The organism is Rhodospirillales bacterium (genome assembly GCA_023898765.1).
In the GTDB taxonomy this organism is placed as follows: Bacteria; Pseudomonadota; Alphaproteobacteria; order Micavibrionales; family Micavibrionaceae.
Window position 1 is genome coordinate 131,244 of the sequence record CP060238.1, and the last position, 21,152, is coordinate 152,395.

General features: G+C 52.7%; 17 protein-coding genes, 1 tRNA gene and 1 other RNA gene. 8 read left to right on the forward strand and 11 right to left on the reverse strand.

All coding sequences use genetic code 11. The features are described 5' to 3' along the window. Positions 1 to 48: 48 nt before the first annotated feature. On the forward strand, positions 49 to 1,989 hold the full coding sequence (gene acs / locus H6853_00650) for an acetate--CoA ligase (GenBank protein ID USO03829.1): 1,941 nt from the start codon (positions 49 to 51) through the stop codon (positions 1,987 to 1,989). Here acs and H6853_00655 read toward each other — a convergent pair. The 3 genes from H6853_00655 to H6853_00665 all read right to left on the reverse strand — a co-directional run bounded on the left by H6853_00655 (position 1,986) and on the right by H6853_00665 (position 3,646). Beyond that, positions 1,986 to 2,495 carry a hypothetical protein gene (locus H6853_00655; GenBank protein ID USO03830.1) on the reverse strand — a complete coding sequence of 170 codons (510 nt, stop codon included), beginning with the start codon at positions 2,493 to 2,495 and terminating at the stop codon, positions 1,986 to 1,988. The two genes, acs and H6853_00655, sit on opposite strands and share 4 nt — an antisense overlap. A 117-nt stretch (positions 2,496 to 2,612) precedes the next feature. Continuing rightward, the gene (locus tag H6853_00660) at positions 2,613 to 2,903 is read right to left on the reverse strand and encodes a DUF2312 domain-containing protein (protein ID USO03831.1); all 291 of its coding nucleotides are present in this window, start codon (positions 2,901 to 2,903) and stop codon (positions 2,613 to 2,615) included. 80 nt (positions 2,904 to 2,983) lie between these two features. Continuing rightward, positions 2,984 to 3,646, reverse strand: a complete 663-nt coding sequence (locus H6853_00665) for a DotI/IcmL family type IV secretion protein (GenBank protein USO03832.1) — start codon at positions 3,644 to 3,646, stop codon at positions 2,984 to 2,986. Between the two features lie 81 nt (positions 3,647 to 3,727). Here H6853_00665 and H6853_00670 point away from each other — a divergent pair, with 81 nt between their 5' ends. From H6853_00670 to H6853_00680, 3 genes are all read left to right on the forward strand, one after another. Beyond that, positions 3,728 to 5,113: an AarF/ABC1/UbiB kinase family protein gene (locus tag H6853_00670; protein USO03833.1), complete on the forward strand. Its 1,386-nt coding sequence runs from the start codon at positions 3,728 to 3,730 to the stop codon at positions 5,111 to 5,113. Positions 5,114 to 5,201: 88 nt separating this feature from the next. Continuing rightward, entirely contained in the window at positions 5,202 to 5,699 is a 498-nt protein-coding gene (locus H6853_00675; protein ID USO03834.1) for an Hsp20/alpha crystallin family protein, read from the forward strand. Between the two features lie 306 nt (positions 5,700 to 6,005). Next, the gene (locus H6853_00680) at positions 6,006 to 10,523 is read left to right on the forward strand and encodes a filamentous hemagglutinin N-terminal domain-containing protein (protein USO03835.1); all 4,518 of its coding nucleotides are present in this window, start codon (positions 6,006 to 6,008) and stop codon (positions 10,521 to 10,523) included. Positions 10,524 to 10,593: 70 nt separating this feature from the next. Here H6853_00680 and H6853_00685 read toward each other — a convergent pair whose 3' ends face one another. Next, positions 10,594 to 10,854: a hypothetical protein gene (locus tag H6853_00685; protein ID USO03836.1), complete on the reverse strand. Its 261-nt coding sequence runs from the start codon at positions 10,852 to 10,854 to the stop codon at positions 10,594 to 10,596. Positions 10,855 to 10,988: 134 nt separating this feature from the next. Then, positions 10,989 to 11,065: transfer RNA gene (locus H6853_00690), tRNA-Arg, on the reverse strand. 85 nt (positions 11,066 to 11,150) lie between these two features. Here H6853_00690 and H6853_00695 point away from each other — a divergent pair. Then, on the forward strand, positions 11,151 to 12,959 hold the full coding sequence (locus tag H6853_00695; protein ID USO03837.1) for a tetratricopeptide repeat protein: 1,809 nt from the start codon (positions 11,151 to 11,153) through the stop codon (positions 12,957 to 12,959). Positions 12,960 to 13,067: 108 nt separating this feature from the next. Here H6853_00695 and H6853_00700 read toward each other — a convergent pair whose 3' ends face one another. The 3 genes from H6853_00700 to H6853_00710 are packed head-to-tail and all read right to left on the reverse strand — an operon-like array spanning position 13,068 to position 15,503. Next, complete coding sequence (locus H6853_00700; protein USO03838.1) at positions 13,068 to 14,003, reverse strand: ABC transporter ATP-binding protein; 936 nt, start codon at positions 14,001 to 14,003, stop codon at positions 13,068 to 13,070. A gap of 46 nt (positions 14,004 to 14,049) precedes the next feature. Continuing rightward, positions 14,050 to 14,997: a hypothetical protein gene (locus H6853_00705; GenBank protein USO03839.1), complete on the reverse strand. Its 948-nt coding sequence runs from the start codon at positions 14,995 to 14,997 to the stop codon at positions 14,050 to 14,052. Positions 14,998 to 14,999: 2 nt separating this feature from the next. After that, positions 15,000 to 15,503: a hypothetical protein gene (locus H6853_00710; GenBank protein ID USO04552.1), complete on the reverse strand. Its 504-nt coding sequence runs from the start codon at positions 15,501 to 15,503 to the stop codon at positions 15,000 to 15,002. Positions 15,504 to 15,629: 126 nt separating this feature from the next. Here H6853_00710 and H6853_00715 point away from each other — a divergent pair, with 126 nt between their 5' ends. After that, positions 15,630 to 16,553: a DMT family transporter gene (locus H6853_00715; GenBank protein USO03840.1), complete on the forward strand. Its 924-nt coding sequence runs from the start codon at positions 15,630 to 15,632 to the stop codon at positions 16,551 to 16,553. Here H6853_00715 and H6853_00720 read toward each other — a convergent pair. Both H6853_00720 and ssrA read right to left on the reverse strand, forming a co-directional pair. After that, positions 16,550 to 18,529, reverse strand: a complete 1,980-nt coding sequence (locus tag H6853_00720; GenBank protein ID USO03841.1) for an O-antigen ligase family protein — start codon at positions 18,527 to 18,529, stop codon at positions 16,550 to 16,552. The genes H6853_00715 and H6853_00720 overlap by 4 nt on opposite strands. Positions 18,530 to 18,597: 68 nt before the next feature. Next, positions 18,598 to 19,003: a transfer-messenger RNA gene (gene ssrA / locus H6853_00725) on the reverse strand. 71 nt (positions 19,004 to 19,074) lie between these two features. Between ssrA and H6853_00730 the strand changes: the two genes are divergently transcribed. Both H6853_00730 and H6853_00735 read left to right on the forward strand, forming a co-directional pair. Continuing rightward, complete coding sequence (locus tag H6853_00730; GenBank protein ID USO03842.1) at positions 19,075 to 19,869, forward strand: thymidylate synthase; 795 nt, start codon at positions 19,075 to 19,077, stop codon at positions 19,867 to 19,869. Then, positions 19,869 to 20,342 carry a dihydrofolate reductase gene (locus H6853_00735; protein ID USO04553.1) on the forward strand — a complete coding sequence of 158 codons (474 nt, stop codon included), beginning with the start codon at positions 19,869 to 19,871 and terminating at the stop codon, positions 20,340 to 20,342. Before H6853_00730 ends, H6853_00735 begins: the two co-directional genes overlap by 1 nt. On the opposite strand, the gene H6853_00740 is transcribed toward H6853_00735, so the two are convergent. Then, positions 20,314 to 21,120 carry an Mrp/NBP35 family ATP-binding protein gene (locus H6853_00740; protein USO03843.1) on the reverse strand — a complete coding sequence of 269 codons (807 nt, stop codon included), beginning with the start codon at positions 21,118 to 21,120 and terminating at the stop codon, positions 20,314 to 20,316. The two genes, H6853_00735 and H6853_00740, sit on opposite strands and share 29 nt — an antisense overlap. Positions 21,121 to 21,152 lie beyond the last annotated feature (32 nt).

The following is a 21,152-nucleotide window of genomic DNA, read 5'->3' on the forward strand; positions in this document are numbered from 1 at the left end:
GCTGCGCTTTTGCTATAGTCTGCCAAGACTGAAGCTGCGAGGTTCAAAATGTCCGAAAAAGAACAAATATTTCCTCCCCCTGAATCGCTCGTCCGAAGCGCTCACATCACGGCGGAAAAATATAAAGAGCTTTACGCCAGATCGCTTAAGGACCCCGAAGGATTTTGGGAAGAGATGAGCCGCCGCCTTGACTGGTTTACCCCTCCGAAAAAAATTAAAAACACCTCCTTCGATAAACCCGTTTCCATTAAATGGTACGAAGACGGCATGCTGAATGCCTGTTACAACTGCATCGACCGGCACCTGCCTGAAAAAGAAAACGACGTGGCCCTGATCTGGGAGGGCGATGAGCCAGCCCTTGAGAAAAAAATCACCTATGGCGAACTCAAAGGGGAAGTGTGCCGGCTGGCGAACGCTCTCAAGGAACGCGGTGTCTCCAAGGGGGACCGCGTTACGATCTATATGCCTATGGTCCCCGAAGCCGTTTACGCCATGCTGGCCTGCGCGAGAATCGGCGCCGTTCACTCGGTTGTGTTTGGAGGGTTCTCACCGGAATCTCTCAAAAACCGCATCCTTGATTGCGGCTCTGAAATCATTATCACCGCCGATGAAGGCGTGCGCGGCGGAAAAAAAATTCCGCTGAAAAACAATGTGGACGAAGCGGTCAAATCCTGCCCCGGCATCCATACCGTTCTGGTTCTGGAACATATGGACGGGGAAATTTCGTGGAATGAAAAACACGATATCTGGTGGCATGAACTGGTGGACGATCAGCCTTCGGACTGCCCGTGCGAAATGATGAATGCGGAAGATCCGCTTTTTATTCTCTATACTTCCGGCTCGACCGGTAAGCCCAAAGGCGTATTACACACCACCGGCGGCTATATGGTTTATGCCGCGCTCACCCATGAATGGGTGTTCGATTATAAAGCCGGAGATATTTACTGGTGCACGGCAGATGTCGGCTGGGTCACCGGCCACAGCTATATTGTCTATGGCCCGCTGGCCAATGGCGCTACCAGCCTTGTTTTCGAGGGCGTACCAAACTATCCCGACTGGTCGCGTTTCTGGCAAGTCGTCGACAAGCACAAGGTCAATATTTTTTATACCGCCCCCACGGCCATCCGCTCCCTTATCAAAGCGGGAAACGAGTTTGTAACGAAAACGGACCGCAGCTCTTTGCGTGTTCTAGGCACGGTGGGAGAGCCCATCAACCACGAAGCCTGGATGTGGTATCACGAAATTGTCGGGGGCGGGCGCTGCCCTATCGTCGATACATGGTGGCAAACCGAGACTGGCGGACATTTAATCACCCCGCTGCCGGGGGCCATGCCGACCAAACCGGGTTCCGCCGGCCTTCCCTTTTTCGGCATTCAGGCTGCGATTGTAGACAAGGAAGGACATATTCTGGAAGGAGACGCACAAGGCGTGTTGTGCATTCTCGATAGCTGGCCCGGCCAAATGCGGACCCTTTACGGCGATCATGAGCGCTTTGAAGAAACCTATTTTTCCGCCTTCCCCGGAAAATATTTTACCGGAGACGGCGCCCGGCGGGATAAGGACGGTTATTACTGGATTACGGGCCGGACGGATGATGTCATTAACGTTTCCGGCCACCGCCTCGGCACCGCTGAAATCGAAAGCGCCATCGACGAACACAGCGCCGTTGCGGAAGCCGCCGTTGTCGGCTTTCCGCATGAGATCAAAGGACAGGGTATCTACGCCTATGTTACGCTGCGCGAAGGGTTCAAGCCGGATGAAACCGTAAAACAGGAAATCATTCAAACCATACGGACCGTTATCGGCCCGATTGCGACGCCGGATGTTATTCAATGGGCGCCGGGACTGCCCAAAACAAGATCAGGGAAAATCATGCGCCGGATTTTGCGCAAAATCGCCGCGAATGAATACGAAGATCTGGGAGACACATCCACACTCGCCGAACCTGATATCGTGGACAACCTGATACAAGGACGAAACAAAGCCTAAGCCCTGAAATTGTTCGTGGGACAGGCCAAACCCGTCATCGGCCCGAACCAGAGAAGAATAAACGCCAAAAGAAAATTTTCGACTTCCAGCTTTTTTCTTTGCTCTTTGTCTTTGATACGCCTGAAAATTTCTGCCTGCTGAAAAAAGAGAAGCGCTCTTTTTTGTTTCTCCCGTTGAGAAAGGCGCGCGCGTTCCCGGCGCTCCGCCCGCATTTCTTTTTGCACGCGCGCCATTAAAAGCCGTTCATCGCGCAGCTCTATATAGCGCGTTTGCATGGCGCACCAGGCGCTGTCTTCCATATCGGCGGCGATTTCCGCCATAGGATCCTCTGCGCCAAAACTCTCAAGCTGCCTTTTGCGGACCGCTCTGGCATCCAGATATTGTTTTTGCAGGTCCGCAAGAAGCGGATCATACTGCGCGAAAACATCAATCTCTTCACGTAAGGGTTGGGCCGTTTCCGGGGACGCCAGACCCGCCTGTTCCAGTCCGCTGGAGACGCGATTCATCGCTTGCTGTAACGATATGTCCTGCATTCAAAAACCCCAAACTTCTTATGTTTGAGGACATGATACAGATAACAGGTTACGGAAAAGTTAAGAAGAAACCTTTCTTAAAAAATCCTTTTATTCCAGACCGATAGCGGCTTTATACAGCTCAAGAAGTTCGTCTTCTTCACGGCGTTTTTCAACGTCCATTTTCCGCAAGGACACAATTTTGCGCATTGTTTTCGCATCAAAACCGACAGCCTTGGCCTCGGCATAGACTTCCTTGATATCCTCGGCCAGCGCCGCCTTTTCTTCCTCAAGCCGCTCGATACGTTCAACGAAAGATTTCAGCCGTTTTCCGGCAATGCCTTCAACGTCCTTTTCTCCCTCTTCACCTTGCGGAAATTCCGCTACGTTCGCTTTACTCATTTTTTAATTCTCCTAAATCCAAGCCTTCGGTTTATAGCCATGCAAAAAGATGGCGTAAAGCCCGTTTAAACAATCCGGCCTTATTTTCTTCTGGGTAAGACGGTCCAGCTTTCAATCTGCAGGCCTTCCGGGTCGTCCGGGTTGTCGTAGCGCCGGACCTGCAAACGAATGTTTAGCTTCCGGTTTACCCCTTCTTCCCCCGGCTTGTAGGAACTGGATGTGCGCGGCACATAGCTGATGGTCGCAGGCACTTCATAAAGCCAGCGATAAACGCCGCCCACATTTCCATTGTTCAGGAGCAAGGGTGTCTGCTCTACAAAAACACGGACCTTCAGGTCATTTTTTTGCAGGACGCCTTCCATGTCTGCATTTTCCAGATAGGTTTTGTATTGTTTATACCCGGCAGCAGAAAAATATTTCCGGATCGTTTCAACCTGCTGCGTATAATCGTTTCCATCCAGCGTGAAAACTTCGGATATCGTCTGGGATACCCAGCGCTCCATCTCGCGGGCTGTCCTGTGAGGTTTTTCAAGTGACGCCGGCGGGGGCGATTCAATATCTTTTTTGGACCTCAAATGTTCAATAAAAGGCGCCACTTTCCCGGGGCTCTCGCGTGTCATGTCCGCGTAGAACGCATAGAAAAACACGCTCAAAAAGAAAAGGAACGCACCCAAAAAGAACGCTCGAAAGAGCGTTTTTTGAATCAGGACCTTTAATTTGAACTCTGAAAGAGGTGTAGCCATTTCTCGATTCCATCATATTTTTATATGTATTACCAGAAAAGCTCTGGACTTTTCCTGCATTTGCTCCATTTTCTATCTCCCATGAGGACATATTCCAAAAAAAATTCGCCTGAAAACGAGAGCGAAAGCACTCTGGGAGGACGTCTCGCCCGCTATGGCCGTGTGAGCGGAACAATGGCCGGGCTTGCCGCCAGGCTGGCCAGCGAAAAATATCTGGGCATCCGGATAGAGCGCACAGAACATGCCCATCAGGTCACACAGGCGCTGGGCAACCTGAAAGGCCCGCTCATGAAGATCGGACAAATTCTGGCCACGATCCCCGAAGCCCTTCCGGCTGAATATGCCCAAACCCTTCAGCAGCTCCAATCGAACGCCCCGCCTATGGGCTGGTCTTTTGTACGCCGCCGGATGAAAACGGAACTTGGGCCGGACTGGCAAGACAAATTCAAAAACTTCGAAAAAGAAGCCGCCGCTGCCGCCAGCCTGGGACAGGTGCATAAAGCCACAACCCATGACGGCGAATTGCTGGCCTGCAAACTTCAATATCCTGATATGCGCAGCGCGATTCAGGCCGATCTGGGCCAGCTTAAAATACTGTTCTCCGTTTACAGGCACTACGACAAATCTATCCGGACGGAGCATATCCATACCGAACTGGCGGCGCGGCTCTATGAAGAACTGGACTATGACCTTGAAGCCCGTCACTGCAAGCTCTATGGCCATATGCTTAAAGATGAGGCAAACGTTCATGTTCCAACAATAAACGATGCGCTATCCACGCCGCGTCTGCTTTGCGCCACATGGCTGGAAGGGGAACCAATCCTGAATTTTGTGGACGTACACCCTGAGGAACGCAATACACTGGCCATGAACATGTTCCGTGCATGGTATGTCCCTTTTTACCATTACGGCGTCATTCACGGGGATCCGCATTTGGGCAATTACACCGTCCGGCCGGACTATTCGATCAACCTGCTGGATTTTGGATGCGTGCGTGTTTTTCCGCCTTCTTTCATTGGCGGCGTTATCGAGCTTTACCATTCCCTGATAGCAAACGATATGGAGCGCTCCGTCCATGCCTACGAAACATGGGGGTTCAAAAATCTGACCAAAGACCAGATCGAAACCCTGAATATCTGGGCAAGATTTCTTTACAGCCCTGTCATGGAAGATAAAATCCGTCCGATCGGTGAAGTGACAAACGGTTTTTACGGCCGCGAGACGGCCGAAAAAGTCCACAAAAAACTGCGCGAAGCGAGCAAAAACGGAACCGGCGTTGCCGTCCCGCGTGAGTTTGTTTTCATGGATCGCGCCGCTCTCGGGCTCGGCTCCGTCTTTTTGCACCTTAAAGCCGAAATTAACTGGCACCGTGTCTTTAACGAACTCATTCAGAATTTTGATCTCGAAACCCTGTCCAAAACGCAGGAAAAAACCCTCAAAAAATTTGACGTGCCGTCTGCCCTTTAAATTTTTTGATTTTTGTCAAAAAATACGGCTTTGTCCCGTGCTATACTTCCCCCTCTCAACCAGACTTGATTATTAAGGAGGAAAAGCGATGACATTGAATGAATTTATCCATTGGAACCGTCCGTCAAACGTCCCCGTTCAGCGCAGAAGCCGGTTCGGGCACTCTTTAATGTCCCTGCAAGAGGATATGGACCGTCTGCTTCACGATTTTTTTGGCGGCACAAGCCTGCCTGCATGGGCAAAAGAACAAGCCTTCCCGGCTGTTGATATCATTGAAGATGGTGAAATTTTCAAGGTAAAGGCGGAACTGGCCGGTATGAATCCCGATGACGTCGAAATATCCGTGACAGACGGGTTTTTGACGCTGAAAGGCGAGAAGAAAGAAGAAAAAGAAGAGAAGGATGAAAATTACCTGCGCCGTGAAACGTCCTACGGTTCGTTTCAGCGCACAATTTCTCTGCCGGAAACGGCCAATTGCGACAAAGCCGAAGCTTCTTTCAAAAACGGGGTTTTGAGCATTGAGGTTCCGAAAAAGGCCGGGGCCATTCAAAAACCGAAAAAACTGAAAATCAAGAAGGCCGCGTAGACCGGGCAAAACCGTTTGAACAAAGTTCAGGTCTTTTTTAAATAAAGGGCCACCATCCCCGTGCGGGGGTGGCGCTGAACGGAAAACGGCACGTTTGTAGTACAGCGCACATCTTGCGCGTAGCGCCAAGGGGATTTTCCTGTAGTACGAAGCTGTTTTGTACTACATGCCATTTGGCGGGCGACCGGCCTTTACAGGGCCTTTTGCTCTTCACGCTGTGTGGAGGGCGCTGTTTTACTCTTGGACCTCTCGCCGTCTTGACATAGGATGAAAGGAGTGTTTTGCGCCATCCCAGGGAAGGGGTCTATGCCGCGTTTTTTAAATAGCACCACCTTATCTGTGTTCCTTTTATCCTCTGCCCTTTACCCGGCGGGGCCTTTGCATGCGCAAGGTTTGGCGGCGGATACTCTGCCGCGCGGCGGGGTTGTGACAGGCGGCGCGGCGCAGCTGGATTATGAGACGCCTGCCGAGCTGCATGTGCGCCAGTCGAGCGATCGGGCCGTCATTGACTGGGAGAGCTTCCATATCGGGCGGGAGGCCCTGACGCAGTTCCACCAGCCGGGCGCGCACTCCATCGCTGTGAACCGTGTGACGGGCGCAGGAGCGGACCCGACCCAAATTCTGGGCACGCTGAAGGCGAACGGCACCGTGATGGTGCTGGACCGCAACGGGGTAATCTTTGGCAGGGGCTCCGTTGTGGATGTCGGAGGGATTATTGCGTCTACTGGCAGTATTGATACAGATCGATTTATGTCCGGCGCGCCGCAAGTTGAGATCACGGATATCAATCCGGGTGGTGTGATCGTCAATGAAGGCACGATCACGGTGGCGGATGCAGGTCTGGCGGCCTTTGTCGCCCCGACTATTGTCAATGCAGGGATAATCCGCGCAAAAGCCGGACGTGTGGAGCTGGCGGCGGGGACCCGCGCAACGCTGGATTTATACGGCGATGGACTGGTGGAGCTGGCAGTGGAAGAAGAGGCTCTTTCTCAAACGATCCTCAATACGGGCCTGATCGAAGCACAAGGCGGGCAGGTGCATTTAAGCGCGGCGGCGGCGAAGACGCTCGTGGATAATCTGATCCTCAATAGCGGGGTTGTGCGTGCAACAGCCATCGGGCGCGACGAGGCCGGGCAGATTGTGCTCATGGCCGAAGGCGGCGGCGTCATCAATAGCGGCGTACTGGATGCGTCCGGCAGGCAGGAAGGTCAGCGCGGCGGGCAGATTGAAGTGCTGGGGGATCACATCTCCCTGCTGGAAGGCACGGTCATTGACGCTTCCGGTCATTCCGCCCCCGCCAACGATGTCATCCTGAGCGCTTCTTCCAATGTCATCCCGAGCGAAGTCGAGGGATCTGACCCGTTAGCAGACAATGAAGATCTCTCCACTGCGCCGCCTGCGGCGGCTTCGGTCGAGATGACAAATGAGGAAGATGCCGGGGGAACGGCCACCATGACGGCCGATAAACAGGTTCGCAGCGAAGAAGACTTCATGGCCCATGAAAACCGTGCGGGCGGGTCGATCAAGGTGGGCGGAGATTATCTGGGCCGGGGCGAGACGCAAACGGCGCAAACCTTATATGTAGACAAGAATGCTCTGACTTTGAACGACGCCATTGAGCGTGGCGATGCGGGCCGCACGATTTTCTGGTCGGACGATACAACCGAATTTAACGGCCTCGTGCTTAGCAGAGGTGGCATCAATGGCGGCAATGGCGGGTTTCTGGAAACGTCGGGCAAAATCAACCTGCTGGCCAACGGATTTGCGGATTTGGGCGTGCGGTATGATCCAACCACAGCCGTCACCCCCGCGCCCTCTTCTGTCATCCTGAGCGATAGCGAAGGATCTCACGAAACGGACGGAGATCCTTCAGTCGCTGCGCTCCTTCAGGATGACAATTTGGTCAACCCCTACCAAAAAGGCACCTACCTCCTCGACCCCGCAGACATCACCATCTACGGCAACGTCGATCCGGCTTTTGTGAGCACGGACACAACCGTTAATCTCGCCGCAGACCTCCAGCTCTGGCTGGATGCAGCAGACGATACACAAGTCACGCTCACCTACTCTACCGACAGTCTCGGCGGGGCAACTGCCGGAGGGACCATAGGCACCAATACCATTACAACCAGCGCAGATGTATCTGCGAACCTTGAAGTTGGCGCACGGATTAGACTGGGCGCTGCCGGTGCAGTCACCACGGCCGACACGCTTGGCAGCGATACCTACACCATCACGAATATTGCAGGCACCACAATCACCGTGCAGGAAACTCTTACAACGACCCATGCCGCCGATACGCTTCGCCGTGGGTTGGTGAGTCAGTTGTCAGACAAATCAGGAAATAATACAAATCATGCTACCCAGTCCACCGAATCTGAAATGCCGATTTGGGTAAAAAACAGATTTGGCAATGTTTCGTCTCTTGTTTATGACGGTACAGATGACCAGTTAATCGTAGCAGATGACAGCTCTTTATCGTTTACAGATAACACATTTCAAATGTTTATAACGGCAAACTCCGACGATCCTAATGCAGAACAGGGCCTTTTGGGTAAACGATCATCATGGGAATACAGTATATGGAAAGAGAGTCCTGGCGGTGGAAATTTGATTTTTACTTCGTGGAATTTAGGCGGCGCAGACGTTTACGCTGACATAATGTTAACTAATCTAGATAGCAATAATTCAATTTATTCGTGGGGCGCGAATGGAGTTAAAGCTGATTTATACAATAATGGTTTCTTTCATGGATTCGTAAATAAAAGTGCAAATTCGTTAGCCGATGGAAATCAACCTCTGATAATAGGGTTTGGTGGAAATGCTGCACCGGATGGTTATTGGAATGGGACGATTTCAGATATTATTTTCTATGCAGATGATTTGCCTACAGAACAACGCCAACTCATTGAACAATACCAATCCGCGAAATGGGGGATTGCGCTGACGCCGCCGGGGACGGGCGGGACGGAAGCGGCAAAGGCGATGGCATCGGACGGGTACGGGGTGTTTACGACGCGCTATCTGGAGCGCCTCTCAAGCAGCGCGGATATTGTGCTGGCAGCCACCAACACGATTACGCTGGATTTAAAGGGCGATACGCTCAGCCTCGATAACGACCGCTCTATCTCTTTAACCACCACGAACGGCGATATCACGGATGTGTCCGCCGGGACGATCCGCGCGACCCGCACAGGCAGCGGCGGGAATATTTCGATGACCGCCGGGGGCGCGGGAAATATCGATCTGGACACCACCAATCTCGAAGCCTTAAGCGGCGGGCTGGTGAATCTCGATGCCGGGGGGGATGTCACGCTTACGCAGACCAGCGCGCTGAACCTCGGCACGGTTCAGGGGACAAATGTCTCTTTGGAGAGTACGGGCAATATTGGCGGCAGCGGCGGGGTCATTTCGGATGGCGGGACGATTGACGTGACCGCCGGGGGCGATCTGGATTTTTCAACTATCGGCCTGCGCTCGGGCGGGGGCGACATCACGCTGGACGGCGGCAATGATGTACGGCTGAATACGAGCGTCAACGCCGGAAGCGGCGCCGTTTCCGTCACCGCCGGGCAGGATATTTTCGTGACGCCCCATGACTTAACGGCGGGCCTCGTCGGCCACTGGGATTTCGATGAAGGCGCAGGCACCGCCGCCGCCGATTCTAGCGGCAACGGCAATGACGGCACGCTTCAAAACGGCCCGATATGGTCTGCCGATACCCCCTTCGGTCTCGGCAATAGCCTCAATTTCGATGGAGCGGATGATTATGTGGAAATAATAGACCATAGCTCACTTGATCTTCCTAACACCGTAACAGGATCAGCATGGATTAAAGTTAATAATGATAATAGTGCATACCAAATATTAAGAAAGAAGCCGGATGGTGGTGACAGCGTTATCAATTTTAACAAAACCAGTGGTAATAAGCTGCAAGTATACATTTCTGGAGGAGATGGCACTTGGATACAGGGTGAGTCTACAAATTTAATAACTGCTGATAACGCATGGCATAATGTAGCCTTTTCCTATCAAGCTAATGCAGCAGATTCTTTGAAAATTTACATTGATGGTGTTGGAGAAACTGTAGTTCTTACTGGTACTAACCCTCTTTCTCAAATAAAGACCTCTAATCAACCACTACATATAGGTTCCTTTGGAGGAACGAGTACATATTTTGACGGCCTCATAGACGACGTACGCATTTATAACACGGCGTTATCGGCCAGTGATATTGCGTTGCTGGCTTCGCCTTTTGGGCAGATTGATCCCGTTTGGACCTCCAGCATTACGACGTTCAACGCCGGGGGTGATGTGACGCTCGGCGGTGCGGTAAGCGGCAGTGATGCAGGTAACGCCATCACCATGGTGGCGGAGGGTAACTTCGTCAATAATGCGGGCGCAGGCGCATTGAATGCTCCGAACGGCCGATGGCTGGTGTATTCCGCCGACCCGGATACGATCACGCCGAATGGACTCTCTCCCGCTTTTGAACGCTATAGCACGACCTTCGCGGGCACGCCGCCTGCCTCCATAAGCCAAAGCGGCAACGGGTTTATCTATAGCGCCGCCGCGCCGCCAGCGAGCCTAACCCTGCCAAGCGTTTACGAATATAATGCGAGCGGAAATATCGCTCTTTCCGGAGGCACCGCGCCGCGGAGCCCTTCGGTTTTTCTTTCTTCCGAAGAGGAAAGGGGCGATCCAGAGGAAGAAGGTTTGGGCTCGCCCTGGGGAGAAAGCGAAGAAGGAACTTCAGGGCCCGATGAGAACGGCAATTGTCTTGTGATAAACGGCGTCACCGGCGGCTGCTTTGTCGGGCTGTAAAAAGAGGCTTAACTCCTCCTTGGTTGGAATCTCCTTATACGTGATTCCTCTACACCGTGGGACTAAACAGCTAATAGCTCTCCACCAGTTTCAGCCAGGGTGTTGCCAGGCGGCGTGTCAGCCCGAGTCTTTCGGTAAGCTCCAAACGGGCCATGTATTTAAGCACCTCCAGGACCGTTTCTTGATCGATTTCCCCGGCGGCGATCTGCCGGTCGCAGTGATCGCGGGGTTGAAGCACAAGGTCATAGGGCTGGGTGGCATACCAGAAGCCCGGATAGTCCATCGGTTCGAGCCAATCGTCTACATCCTCTATGTCTTTGAATTTCATCATCTTTCGAGCCTAGCACGGCGGATTCTTCGTGCGCAAATTTCCACCCCTCATGGACCAAAACCATGTCCATCCAATTCGGTAAAGAGCCTTGCCTTTCAAGGTGTTGGGTGGTTTCTGCAGGGACAAAAGCAAGATGGCGCGCCCGGGAGGATTCGAACCCCCGGCCTCTGGTTCCGGAAACCAGCGCTCTATCCGACTGAGCTACGGGCGCATCGCCGATGCATTGTAAGTACCGGTCCCACAGGGTATAAGGAGGAAGGGTCCCTTCTGTCAATCCAAAAGGATTTATTTTGCGTATGAATGCTCCGCTTCCTCAAGACGTGTTGGCCGAAGAGGTTCGGGACGCCCTTTCGCTGCTTCATGAAGGGCGCACAGATGAGGCCGAAGCCGCAGCCAAAGGTATTTTAAACCAAAGCCCCGACAACCTTGCCGCCCTTGATATTTTGGGTCTGGTCCAGCAAAAACGGCAAGATTACGCGCAGGCCGAAACCCTCTATCAAAAGGCCCTCAAGATGCATAAAGAGGCCGGCATCGTTCATTTCCGCCTTGGGGAATGCGCCCATAAATCAGGCCGCAGGGAAGACGCCCTCACCTATTATCAAAAAGCCTGCGAGCTGACACCCGGCAACGCGCCCATGCTGACGGTCCTTGGGAAATGCCTGCTGGAGCTAAAACGCCCGCAGGAAGCGGAAAACGTTCTGCTCAAAGCCATTGAAGCGGCGCCCGGTTTTTTACCGGCCCGTATGAATCTCGCCGGCGCTTACCACGATCTGGGCCGGTTCAAAAAAGCCATAGAACAAACGGAAGCCGCGCTGGAAATAAACCCCGACCTTCCGGCAGCCCATTCCAATCTGGGCTCTTATGAGGAGAAAAATCAGAACTTCGAAACCGCCGCCCTTCACTACAAAAAGGCCCTTAATCTGGCTCCAAATCTCGGAATCGTCCGCGCCAACCTTGTATCCGTTCTGGAAAAAATGAACCGGCTTGACGAAGCCTCGGACGTGTTGGACGCCTCGCCTGAAGAAGATTCCTCCCTTTTGCTTGCCAGAGCCCGCATTTTACGGCGGCAGAAAAAAGAGAAACAGGCGCTGGCGCTTTTGCAGGCATGGGACGACACAAAAGCCGTTCAAGCCCATGAAATTGTCATGAAATACTACGAAATGGGAAAACTCTGTGACGGGCTAAAAAATTATCAGGACGCCTTTTTGTACATAGAAAAAGCCAACAACCTTTGGCTGGAAGCGCCGGATGTCCAAAACCGCGACAAAGAAGAAATTTTTAAAGACATCGAAGCCTATCAAAAATTGTTCACGGAAGACCGGATAGGAACATGGAGCGCGCCTGTTCCCTATATCGGTCGCCCCCCTGTCATGCTGGTGGGCTTTCCGCGCAGCGGCACCACGCTGCTCGACCGCCTCCTGCACGCCCATCCGCAAGCCTGCGTCATGGAAGAGCGGCCCGTTGCCGACACAATGGCAGAAACGTTAAAAAACCTGCCGGATATCGCCCGGATTGACACATTGCAGCTTGCACAGCTCCAAAGCGAATATTTTGCCCGCGCGGCGCGTTACATGGATCTGGAAGCGGGGAAAACCCTGATCGACAAAATGCCGCTGAATATGATCCTGCTCGGCCCGATGAACCGCATTTTCCTGGACCTGAAAGCCATTGTCGTGCTGCGCCATCCTTGCGATTGCATTCTCAGCGCCCTGATGCAGCATTTCCTTCCCAACAAAGGCATGCTGCCTCTGGCCGGGCTTGAAAGTGCGGTGCGGCTTTATACAAAAAGCTTTGATTTGCTGTTCCAATATGAAGAAAATCTTCCTGGCCTCCGGATACATCATGTGCGCTATGAAGACCTTGTCGAAGATACAGAAGATGAAGCGCGCAAAATGCTGGAATTTATCGGCCTGCAATGGGACAAAAACGTGCTGGAATATCACAGGATAAAACAGGACAAAGCCGTCACATCGGCCAGCTATGCGCAGGTCAGCCGGCCGATTTACAAGGATTCCCTTTACCGCTGGAAAAATTATGAAGAACATCTGGCGCCGGCCCTGCCCGCCCTCGCGCCCTATATTGAAAAATTCGGCTATGACGCATAAAGAAAGGGCGGCACCCCACTAGGCACCGCCCTTTTTACAGTATGCAACCTTTTTCTCAAACACTCAGAAATCAAAGACAGAAAAGCACAAAAAAACCCTTTTGTCGAATCATTCGGCGCTGCGGGTAATTTGTAAAAAAACGTCTTCCAGGTCGCTTTCTTCTGTCGAAATATCATGGATTTCATGCCCGGATTTCTGCAGCAGGCTGATGATTTCACCCACGCACTGGTCTTCGGGGGAGTAGCGCACCATTAACGTCCGGCGGCCTTCCTTTTGCGCCTGAAATTTTTTCAGCCCCTCCGGAATATCGCTGAACTCCTTCGCCAGACGAAAGCGGATTTCCTTGCTCTCTATCCGGGCCAGCAGGTTTTCCGTTTCGTCGTTCGCGACAATTTCCCCATGGTTGATAATGGCGATCCGGTCGCACAATTCCTCGGCCTCTTCCAGATAATGCGTGGTAAGCAAAACCGTCACTCCCTGATCGCGCAGATCGCGCACCTTTTTCCAAAGCATCTGGCGCAACTCCACATCCACACCGGCGGTAGGCTCATCCAGAACCAGAACCGGCGGCGTATGCACCAAAGCCTTGGCAACCATCAAGCGCCGTTTCATCCCGCCGGAAAGCGAACGCGTATAGGAATGCCCCTGCTCTTCCAGCCCGACGAGAGCCAGAAGATCCCGGCTCCGGCGTTCGCATTTCGGCACGCCGTAAAGTCCTGCCTGAATATCCAGTAATTTCAGCGGCGTAAAAAACGGATCGAAATTGATTTCCTGCGGCACCACCCCGATGGCGGCCCGGCACCCGCGCGGATTTTCATCAATATCCATATCCCATATTTTGACGCTGCCAGACGTTTTTACCACAAGGCCCGCCATGATATTAATGATGGTAGATTTTCCGGCGCCGTTCGGGCCCAAAAGACCGAAAATAGACCCTTTTGGAATGGAAAGATCCACATCCTTCAACGCGACTTTTCTGGCGGCTTTACCCGATGCCGCATAGGTTTTGTTTAAAGATTTTATCTGGATTGCATCGCCGCTCATGCCCGGCAATATAAAGTTTCAAGAGAAAGAGTAAAGGACCTTGTCCCTATTTTACCTCCGCATCCGAACCGAGCCACGATTTAAAACCGCTGCCCGTAAACCAGTCCTTGGCGGCCCCGTCCTTTTTCAGCATGGCCTCCCAATAAGCCAGTGCAGAAATCTTGATGATTTCCTCATGCCGGTGGCGGTTCGGGTTCTTTCCCAGTTGTCCCCGGGAGCCGTTATACACCATGTGGTCCCCGTCTTTTAACACCAGAAGATGCTTGTCCGGATGGCCGCAATGGTCGTAGACGACCAAACGCTTTGTATAAGCCCAACCTTCCACGGGCGAGTCATCCTCCGTCCCTGTCATAAAAAGAAGGGGTACATCAATACAGCCGTAAATATCATCCGGATCATCCAGTGCAATATGCTGGATCGGAACGGGACTATAAAGAATACCGGCCTTGAAAACGGGCTGTTTAAAGCTGCGCAAGCGCCCTTTTTCATCGGGAAACAGCATCCCCGCCATCACCTGCGTTGTCATCGCCCCGAAAGAGTGGCCGGACATGCCGAGCCTTTCCAAATCCGCATGTGCATTCACGTCAGGATGCTGCGCCATCCATGTCTCAAGGCTGTTCAAGACAAAAGGAATATCGGCGAACCGGTCCAGAGTCGCGCTGCGCGGAATCTCGGCTTTTCGAATAATGTCCCACGGGTGGCCTTTTTTCCCTTCCCAGAGGGTGGAGTCCGTTCCGTGATGCTGGACATGAACCATGACATAGCCGTAAGACGCCAGAAAACGGGAAATAAAGGCGGCCCCGTCAACGCTTCCCCCCAGCCCGTGGGACCAGAGCACTACCGGCAAATGGGTCATGGAATGATTAACGGGATAATAGACTTTAATTTTGACAGGACGCGACTCGCGTTCCTTATCAACCAAAACGTCACGAACGATCAAAACCTTATGCGGCTCGTGCCCGGGATCGATATCCGCGTGCCAGAACGCAGACATTTTTATTTCTTCCGGAACTGATCAAGCGAGACGACTTCGCCTTTTTTGCCCTCGCCCGATTCATCGTCGTCACCGTCATCTCCGCCGCCGCCGGGACCGTCATCGTCCGGCTCAAAATCCGGCTCAGTATCCTCGCCCAGAGGCTGGAACTGAAGCGCAAAATTTACAAACGGATCGGCAAAAATCGTGATCGCCGCAAGCGGTATTTCCAGCCGCTCCGGCACGTTGTTAAACGAAAGCGTCACGCCCATCTTGTCGTTATCCACGAACAGGTCGTAAAACTGGTATTGCAGGACGATCGTCATTTCGCCCGGATATCGGTCCCGAAGGTAATCCGGAATATTCACCCCCGGATAATCCGTCATAAAGGTAATGTAAAAATGGTGGTCGCCCGGAAGCCCGCCTTCCTCGATCACTTCTTCAATGGCGTGACGGACGACGCCGCGCAAGGCGCGTTCCACCATTTTATCGTAACGCAGGATATTATCGTTTTCGTCTTCGTTCATCATGACCTGTTGGTACCAAACCTGAAGCAAGAAGGGATAAAAATCAAGAAAGCCGAAAAGGGCGAGCGCCCTTCACGAATGAATCATAGACAAGGCGGCAGATATTTGCGAAGACAAATATACGTTTTGCAATCAAATCAACCCGATATTGTGGATAACTTGTCCTTGACCTTCCCTCTCCATACCCCGAATTCGAAAGGTATTTTATGCGCTTTTCTGGGCTATAGCCTGTTTGCCGTTTCAAACGCCCTCATGAAGGGAACGGCTTCGGACGTGTCTGTCTACAATATCGTCTTCTGGAACGATGTTTTTGCCCTGCTTGCTGTTTTCGCCCTGCACCGCCAGCTCGGGGGATTTCGAAAGACTCTCCAAACCCGGTATCTGAAATTCCATTTGCTCCGCTCCGTCCTGTTAACCCTGCAATTCATTTGCCTGATCTTCGCTTTGGCCGCCATGCCCATGGCCAACAGCTACAGCCTCTTTTTTTGCGCGCCCCTCATCACGACCTTTCTGGCCATTCCTTTCCTGAAAGAAAAAGCGCATCTGTTTCACTGGATATCGCTTCTGGGAGGAATAACCGGCATTCTCATTATTCTGAATCCGGAGGCCCGGCAGTTTAACATGGGCGTTCTTTACGCCCTTGCGTCCGCGCTTTTAGTGTCGCTTGGAAACCTTGCCAACCGGAAAATAGGACAGGACGAAACGAAGTTTTCCTTTGCCTTTTATCCCATCCTTTCGACACTGATTATCTCCGGCGGACTGAGTCTGGCGGAATTTAAAGTCCCCGAGGCCCGGCACATGTTTATGCTGGCCCTCGCCGGAATAGGGTCCGGCACCGGCGTCCTGCTTGTCGGGATGGCTTTTACCCTGACCTCGACGGCTGCCGCCTCCTCTTTCCTGTATATCCAGATGGTCTGGGCCGTTGTACTGGGCTATCTGATGTTCGGAGATGTTTTAACCCTGAGAATCGCCGCCGGATCGGCCTTTATTATCGTGAGCGGACTCTATCTGGTCTGGCACGAGAAAAAGGGGAACGAAAAAACCTTTTAGGGACCTAAAACATCCTCCGCTCCGAAGAGCTGCCGCCCGATCGTTGTGTTCTGCTTTTTGTAGCTGCTGTCCATGAGTTTTTTAAACCTGACCATTTTGTTTCCTGCAAGTCTTTGCGTTTCCTTGTCGTCGGCTTCGATGGACATCAGCAGCAGGCGCCCGTAAAACCCCAGCGCCAGCGGGGAATTATATTTATAATCCATCCCCTCTTTTAAAAGGGCAAAGGCCCCGCCTAAATCCCCTTTGTCATACATCTCGTTTGCCAGCGCCATGCGCGCCCCCAGATGGAGAGGATCAAGGCGCAAGGTCCGGGCGTAAAGTTTTTCTTTGCCCGGCGCATCCGCAGGTAAAAAAGAGGCCGGCACAAGCGTTTGCAGCTTGGCCTGATAATAAAGCGCCGAAGCGCTGCGCGGATTTAAATATTGCGCCCGCTTTAAAATCAATGTGGCCTGATCGTAAAGGTCTTTCTTTTGTTCTTCGGAAAGCGTATTCCCGCTCTCCTGCAAAATCCCCAGCGGTACGTTCACCGCCAGAATATAGGCACGGTAATTGGATTGGAGACCGATGATATTGGCCCGTTCTATATTCCCTGCAAACGCGTTCAGATCGCCTTCAAAAATATTGTCGCGGGCCCGGTTCACAAAATGCTCGCTCACGATATAGGTGGAAAGCAGAAACCCTATGGAAAGAAAAGGAAGCATCACAACGAACTGCTTAACGGAAAGAGGCAGTGTTGCAGGAAAAGAGACTTTAAAACGCCGGTCTTTCAAAACCTTTCCCGTCGCCAGAAACCAGACCGACAGTAAAAATCCGACACCAAATAAAATCGAGATATTATAGAGGTTAAAGGTCACATGCGTGTGCACGACAACGGCGCTTATCCCGCAAAAAGGTGCCAGAACAGCGATACGCAGCACGGAGTCTTTTGGAATAGCCGCCAGCGCCCTGAAGGTCCGCACAAGCACCGCCGCTGTAAAACCGTAAAAAAGGAGGAGGCTGAAAAGGCCCATTTCGGCCCAATATTGGAGCGGATCGCTATGCGAACTTATAGCCCCGGTCATGTCCTGCGGCAGGCGGTATTCCGGATAATAGAGGAAGAACGTTCCAATCCCTGTTCCCAAAAGCCAATGGTCTTTAATCATCAGCCAGGTCCCCGCCCAGATGTTCAGGCGGTTGTTGGAAATATCATCAGGAACCAGCCGGACAGTGTCCATAACCCGCCACGCCATTGCCTCATAGTAGGTGTTTCCCAACGAACTCAAAAAGAAAAGGGCAATCGCAGATATGCCCAAAAGACTTAAAATACGCCAATGCGTTTTAACCCGGTGCCACCCGAAAACAAGAAAAACAAAAAGGGCCGGAAACGCAGACAACAAAGCCCCCCGGCTGCCTGTCGCCATAATTCCCCCCACGAGCAAAACACAAAGCCCAAGGGCCATAAAAGCCTGACGCTTGTTCGGCGCCACGCACATCCAGCCCATGGCGGGAAAGAGAGCCAGATTAAAAAGCGCGGCCAGAGCGTTCGGGTTGGCCAACGGATGACGCACGCGCCCTTCAAAATACTCATTCAGAAATATAAACTGGATCAGGGCCCAAAGCGCCAAACCGGCAAACACCGCCGCCAGCACATAACCGGTTTTCTTTAAAGCCTCTTCATCACGGCACAGGATGAAAACCAGAAAGCTAAGCGGCATGACGCTGAAAAAACAAAAGGCCGAGAGGGAGACAAACGGAAGCTCCGACCGGAAAACGCTCAAAAAGGCCAGCGCCCAAAACCCTCCGGCAAAGGCCAGAACCGCGCTTTTGGGAATCTCCCATCCTGTCTCCAGCCCTTTGAAAAGACAGGCGCAGGACCAGACGAAAACAAGCAGGACCGCGCCCAGAAAAAACTCAAGCTGCCAGGCGTTGACAAGAAACAGGCTGCACAAAAACGCAGCCAGCCATGTGAGGGTCATCCATTGATGTTTGCAGGTCATCGTAAGACACTACATGGAAAACGAACCGCCGGTAACCGGCAACCGATAACAGTTCACAAAAAAAGAAAAGGACCGGCTTTCTGTTGCTAGGACGCCGGCCCCAAAACCCCACCTTAAACGGTTCAATGCCTAAGGAATTGAAGTAGCTGTGCTACGCGGCCCAATTAGGCAGCGATAGCTTCGTCACCAGCGACAAAATTGTCGTTGGCTGCTACGAACTGAGAGTTGTCATTTGCAACTATCAAATTTATCCGATAACGGCGGAAAAACCGGACGCCACAAGAAGCCTTTACCACGCGTGTCGATCCTGTTTCAGCCCCATGCTGTTAGCCCGGCCGTCGAGGAGGGCTAAAATGGTGGAGCTGCCGGGTACTGCCCCCGGGTCCACGACGTTTATTCCGCAACCGCGTTTAGCGTCATAACGGGCAAGCCCGTATTTTTACTATAGCGAAAAAAAGTTAAAATTTCAAAGAATTATGACTTTCTCTATAATGGGGCGTTCGAATCGGCCCCTATTGGCCCATACAGAGAAAGGCACAGGAAAAATGCGGCAATATCTGGATATGATGCGCCACGTGCTGGAAAACGGCACGAAAAAGGAAGACCGGACCGGCACGGGCACCTTGAGCGTTTTCGGGCATCAAATGCGCTTTGACCTCTCCGAAGGCTTCCCCATGGTGACCACAAAGAAACTGCACCTCAAATCCATTATCCATGAACTGATCTGGTTCCTTGCCGGAGACACAAATACGAAATATCTCACGGATAACGGCGTGCGGATCTGGAATGAATGGGCCGATGGAAACGGCGATCTTGGCCCTGTTTACGGCCATCAATGGCGGAGTTGGCCGGCAGCGGACGGCAGCAGCATCGACCAGATTTCAGATGTGATCGCGCGCATCAAAACCGATCCGGATTGCCGCCGCCTGATTGTTTCCGCCTGGAATGTCGGGGAAATTCCGAAAATGGCCCTGCCCCCCTGCCACTGTTTTTTCCAGTTCTACGTGGCGAAAGGGAAACTTTCTTGCCAGCTTTACCAGCGCAGCGCGGATATCTTCCTCGGCGTGCCTTTTAACATCGCCTCCTACAGCCTGCTGACCATGATGGTCGCGCAGGTCTGCGGTTTAAAGCCCGGCGACTTCGTCCACACATTCGGCGACGCGCACCTTTATTCCAACCATCTGGAGCAGGCGCGCGAACAGCTTTCCCGCGCGCCCAAAGCGCTGCCGGAGATGCGCCTCAATCCGGACATCAAAAACATTTTCGACTTTAAATTTGAGGATTTTGAACTGGCCGGTTATGACGCCCACCCCCACATCAAGGGAGCCGTCGCGGTATGATGTTAAGTCTCATCGTTGCAGCGGCGGAAAACAACGTCATTGGCAAAGACAATCAAATGCCGTGGCATATTTCCGAAGATTTCAAGCATTTCAAAGAAGTGACAATGGGAAAGCCCTGCATCATGGGCCGTAAAACCTATGAGAGCATTCTGGCACAGCTTGGCAAAGCGCTGCCGGGGCGGACTTCCATCGTGGTCAGCCGCTCCGGTTTCAAACATGAAGGCGCCCTCACCTGCGCCTCTCTGGAAGAGGCCGTTTCAAAAGCCGAAGACATATCCGAGGGGGAAATAATGGTCGTTGGCGGGGCGCAGATATATGAACAGGCCCTCCCGCTGGCACAGAGGATTTACCTCACGCGCGTGCATCAATCACCCGAGGGCGATGCCTTTTTTCCCGCCCTTGGAACGGAATGGACCGAAACGGCCCGCGAAGATCATAAAGGGTTTAGTTTTGTAACGCTGGAGAAGACTTAAGCCGGTCCGCGATCTCCTGAAAACGCTCTGCCTGCGCCGGTTCGCCCCTGTCCGATTTCTCCCTGATCCCGGCGCTTAAAGGAATCTCACCCAAAAACGGTACGTTTAGTTTCGAAGCCTCTTCCTGTGCGCCGCCATGGCCAAAGATATGCTCCTCATGCCCGCAATTTGAACAGATATGGGTGCTCATATTCTCTATGAGACCGAGGATCGGCACGCCTGTTGTCCGGAACATTTCGACCGCCCGCCGCGCATCCGCCAGAGCCAGATCCTGCGGGGTCGAAACAATCACCGCGCCGTCCAGCCGCACTTTTTGCGCCAGCGTCAACTGGACATCGCCCGTACCGGGCGGCAAATCGATCACCAGAACGTCCAGCGGCTTGGCGTCCGTGCCCCATGCCACATCCTGCAACATCTGGAAAAGCGCTTTGTGGATCATCGGGCCGCGCCAGATGAGCGCCTTGCCCTCTTCGACCAAAAAGCCGATCGACATTGCCTTCAGGCCGTGCGCTTCGAGCGGGATTAATTTCCCGTCTTTTTGCGAAGGCCCTTGTCCTGACAAGCCCGTGAGTTTCGGCACAGAGGGACCGTAGATATCGGCATCCAGCAACCCGGCCTTTTGACCGCTTTTGGCCAGCGCGCACGCCAGATTGAACGCCACGGTGGATTTTCCCACACCCCCTTTGCCGGAGCCGACCGCAATGATTTTCCGAATGGGCAAATCCAGCTTCGGGTTTTGCGGTTTTTCCGGCGGCGGATTCCACTTTATGGAACTCATTTTTCTTTCCTTTTGGTATGGACTTCGATTTT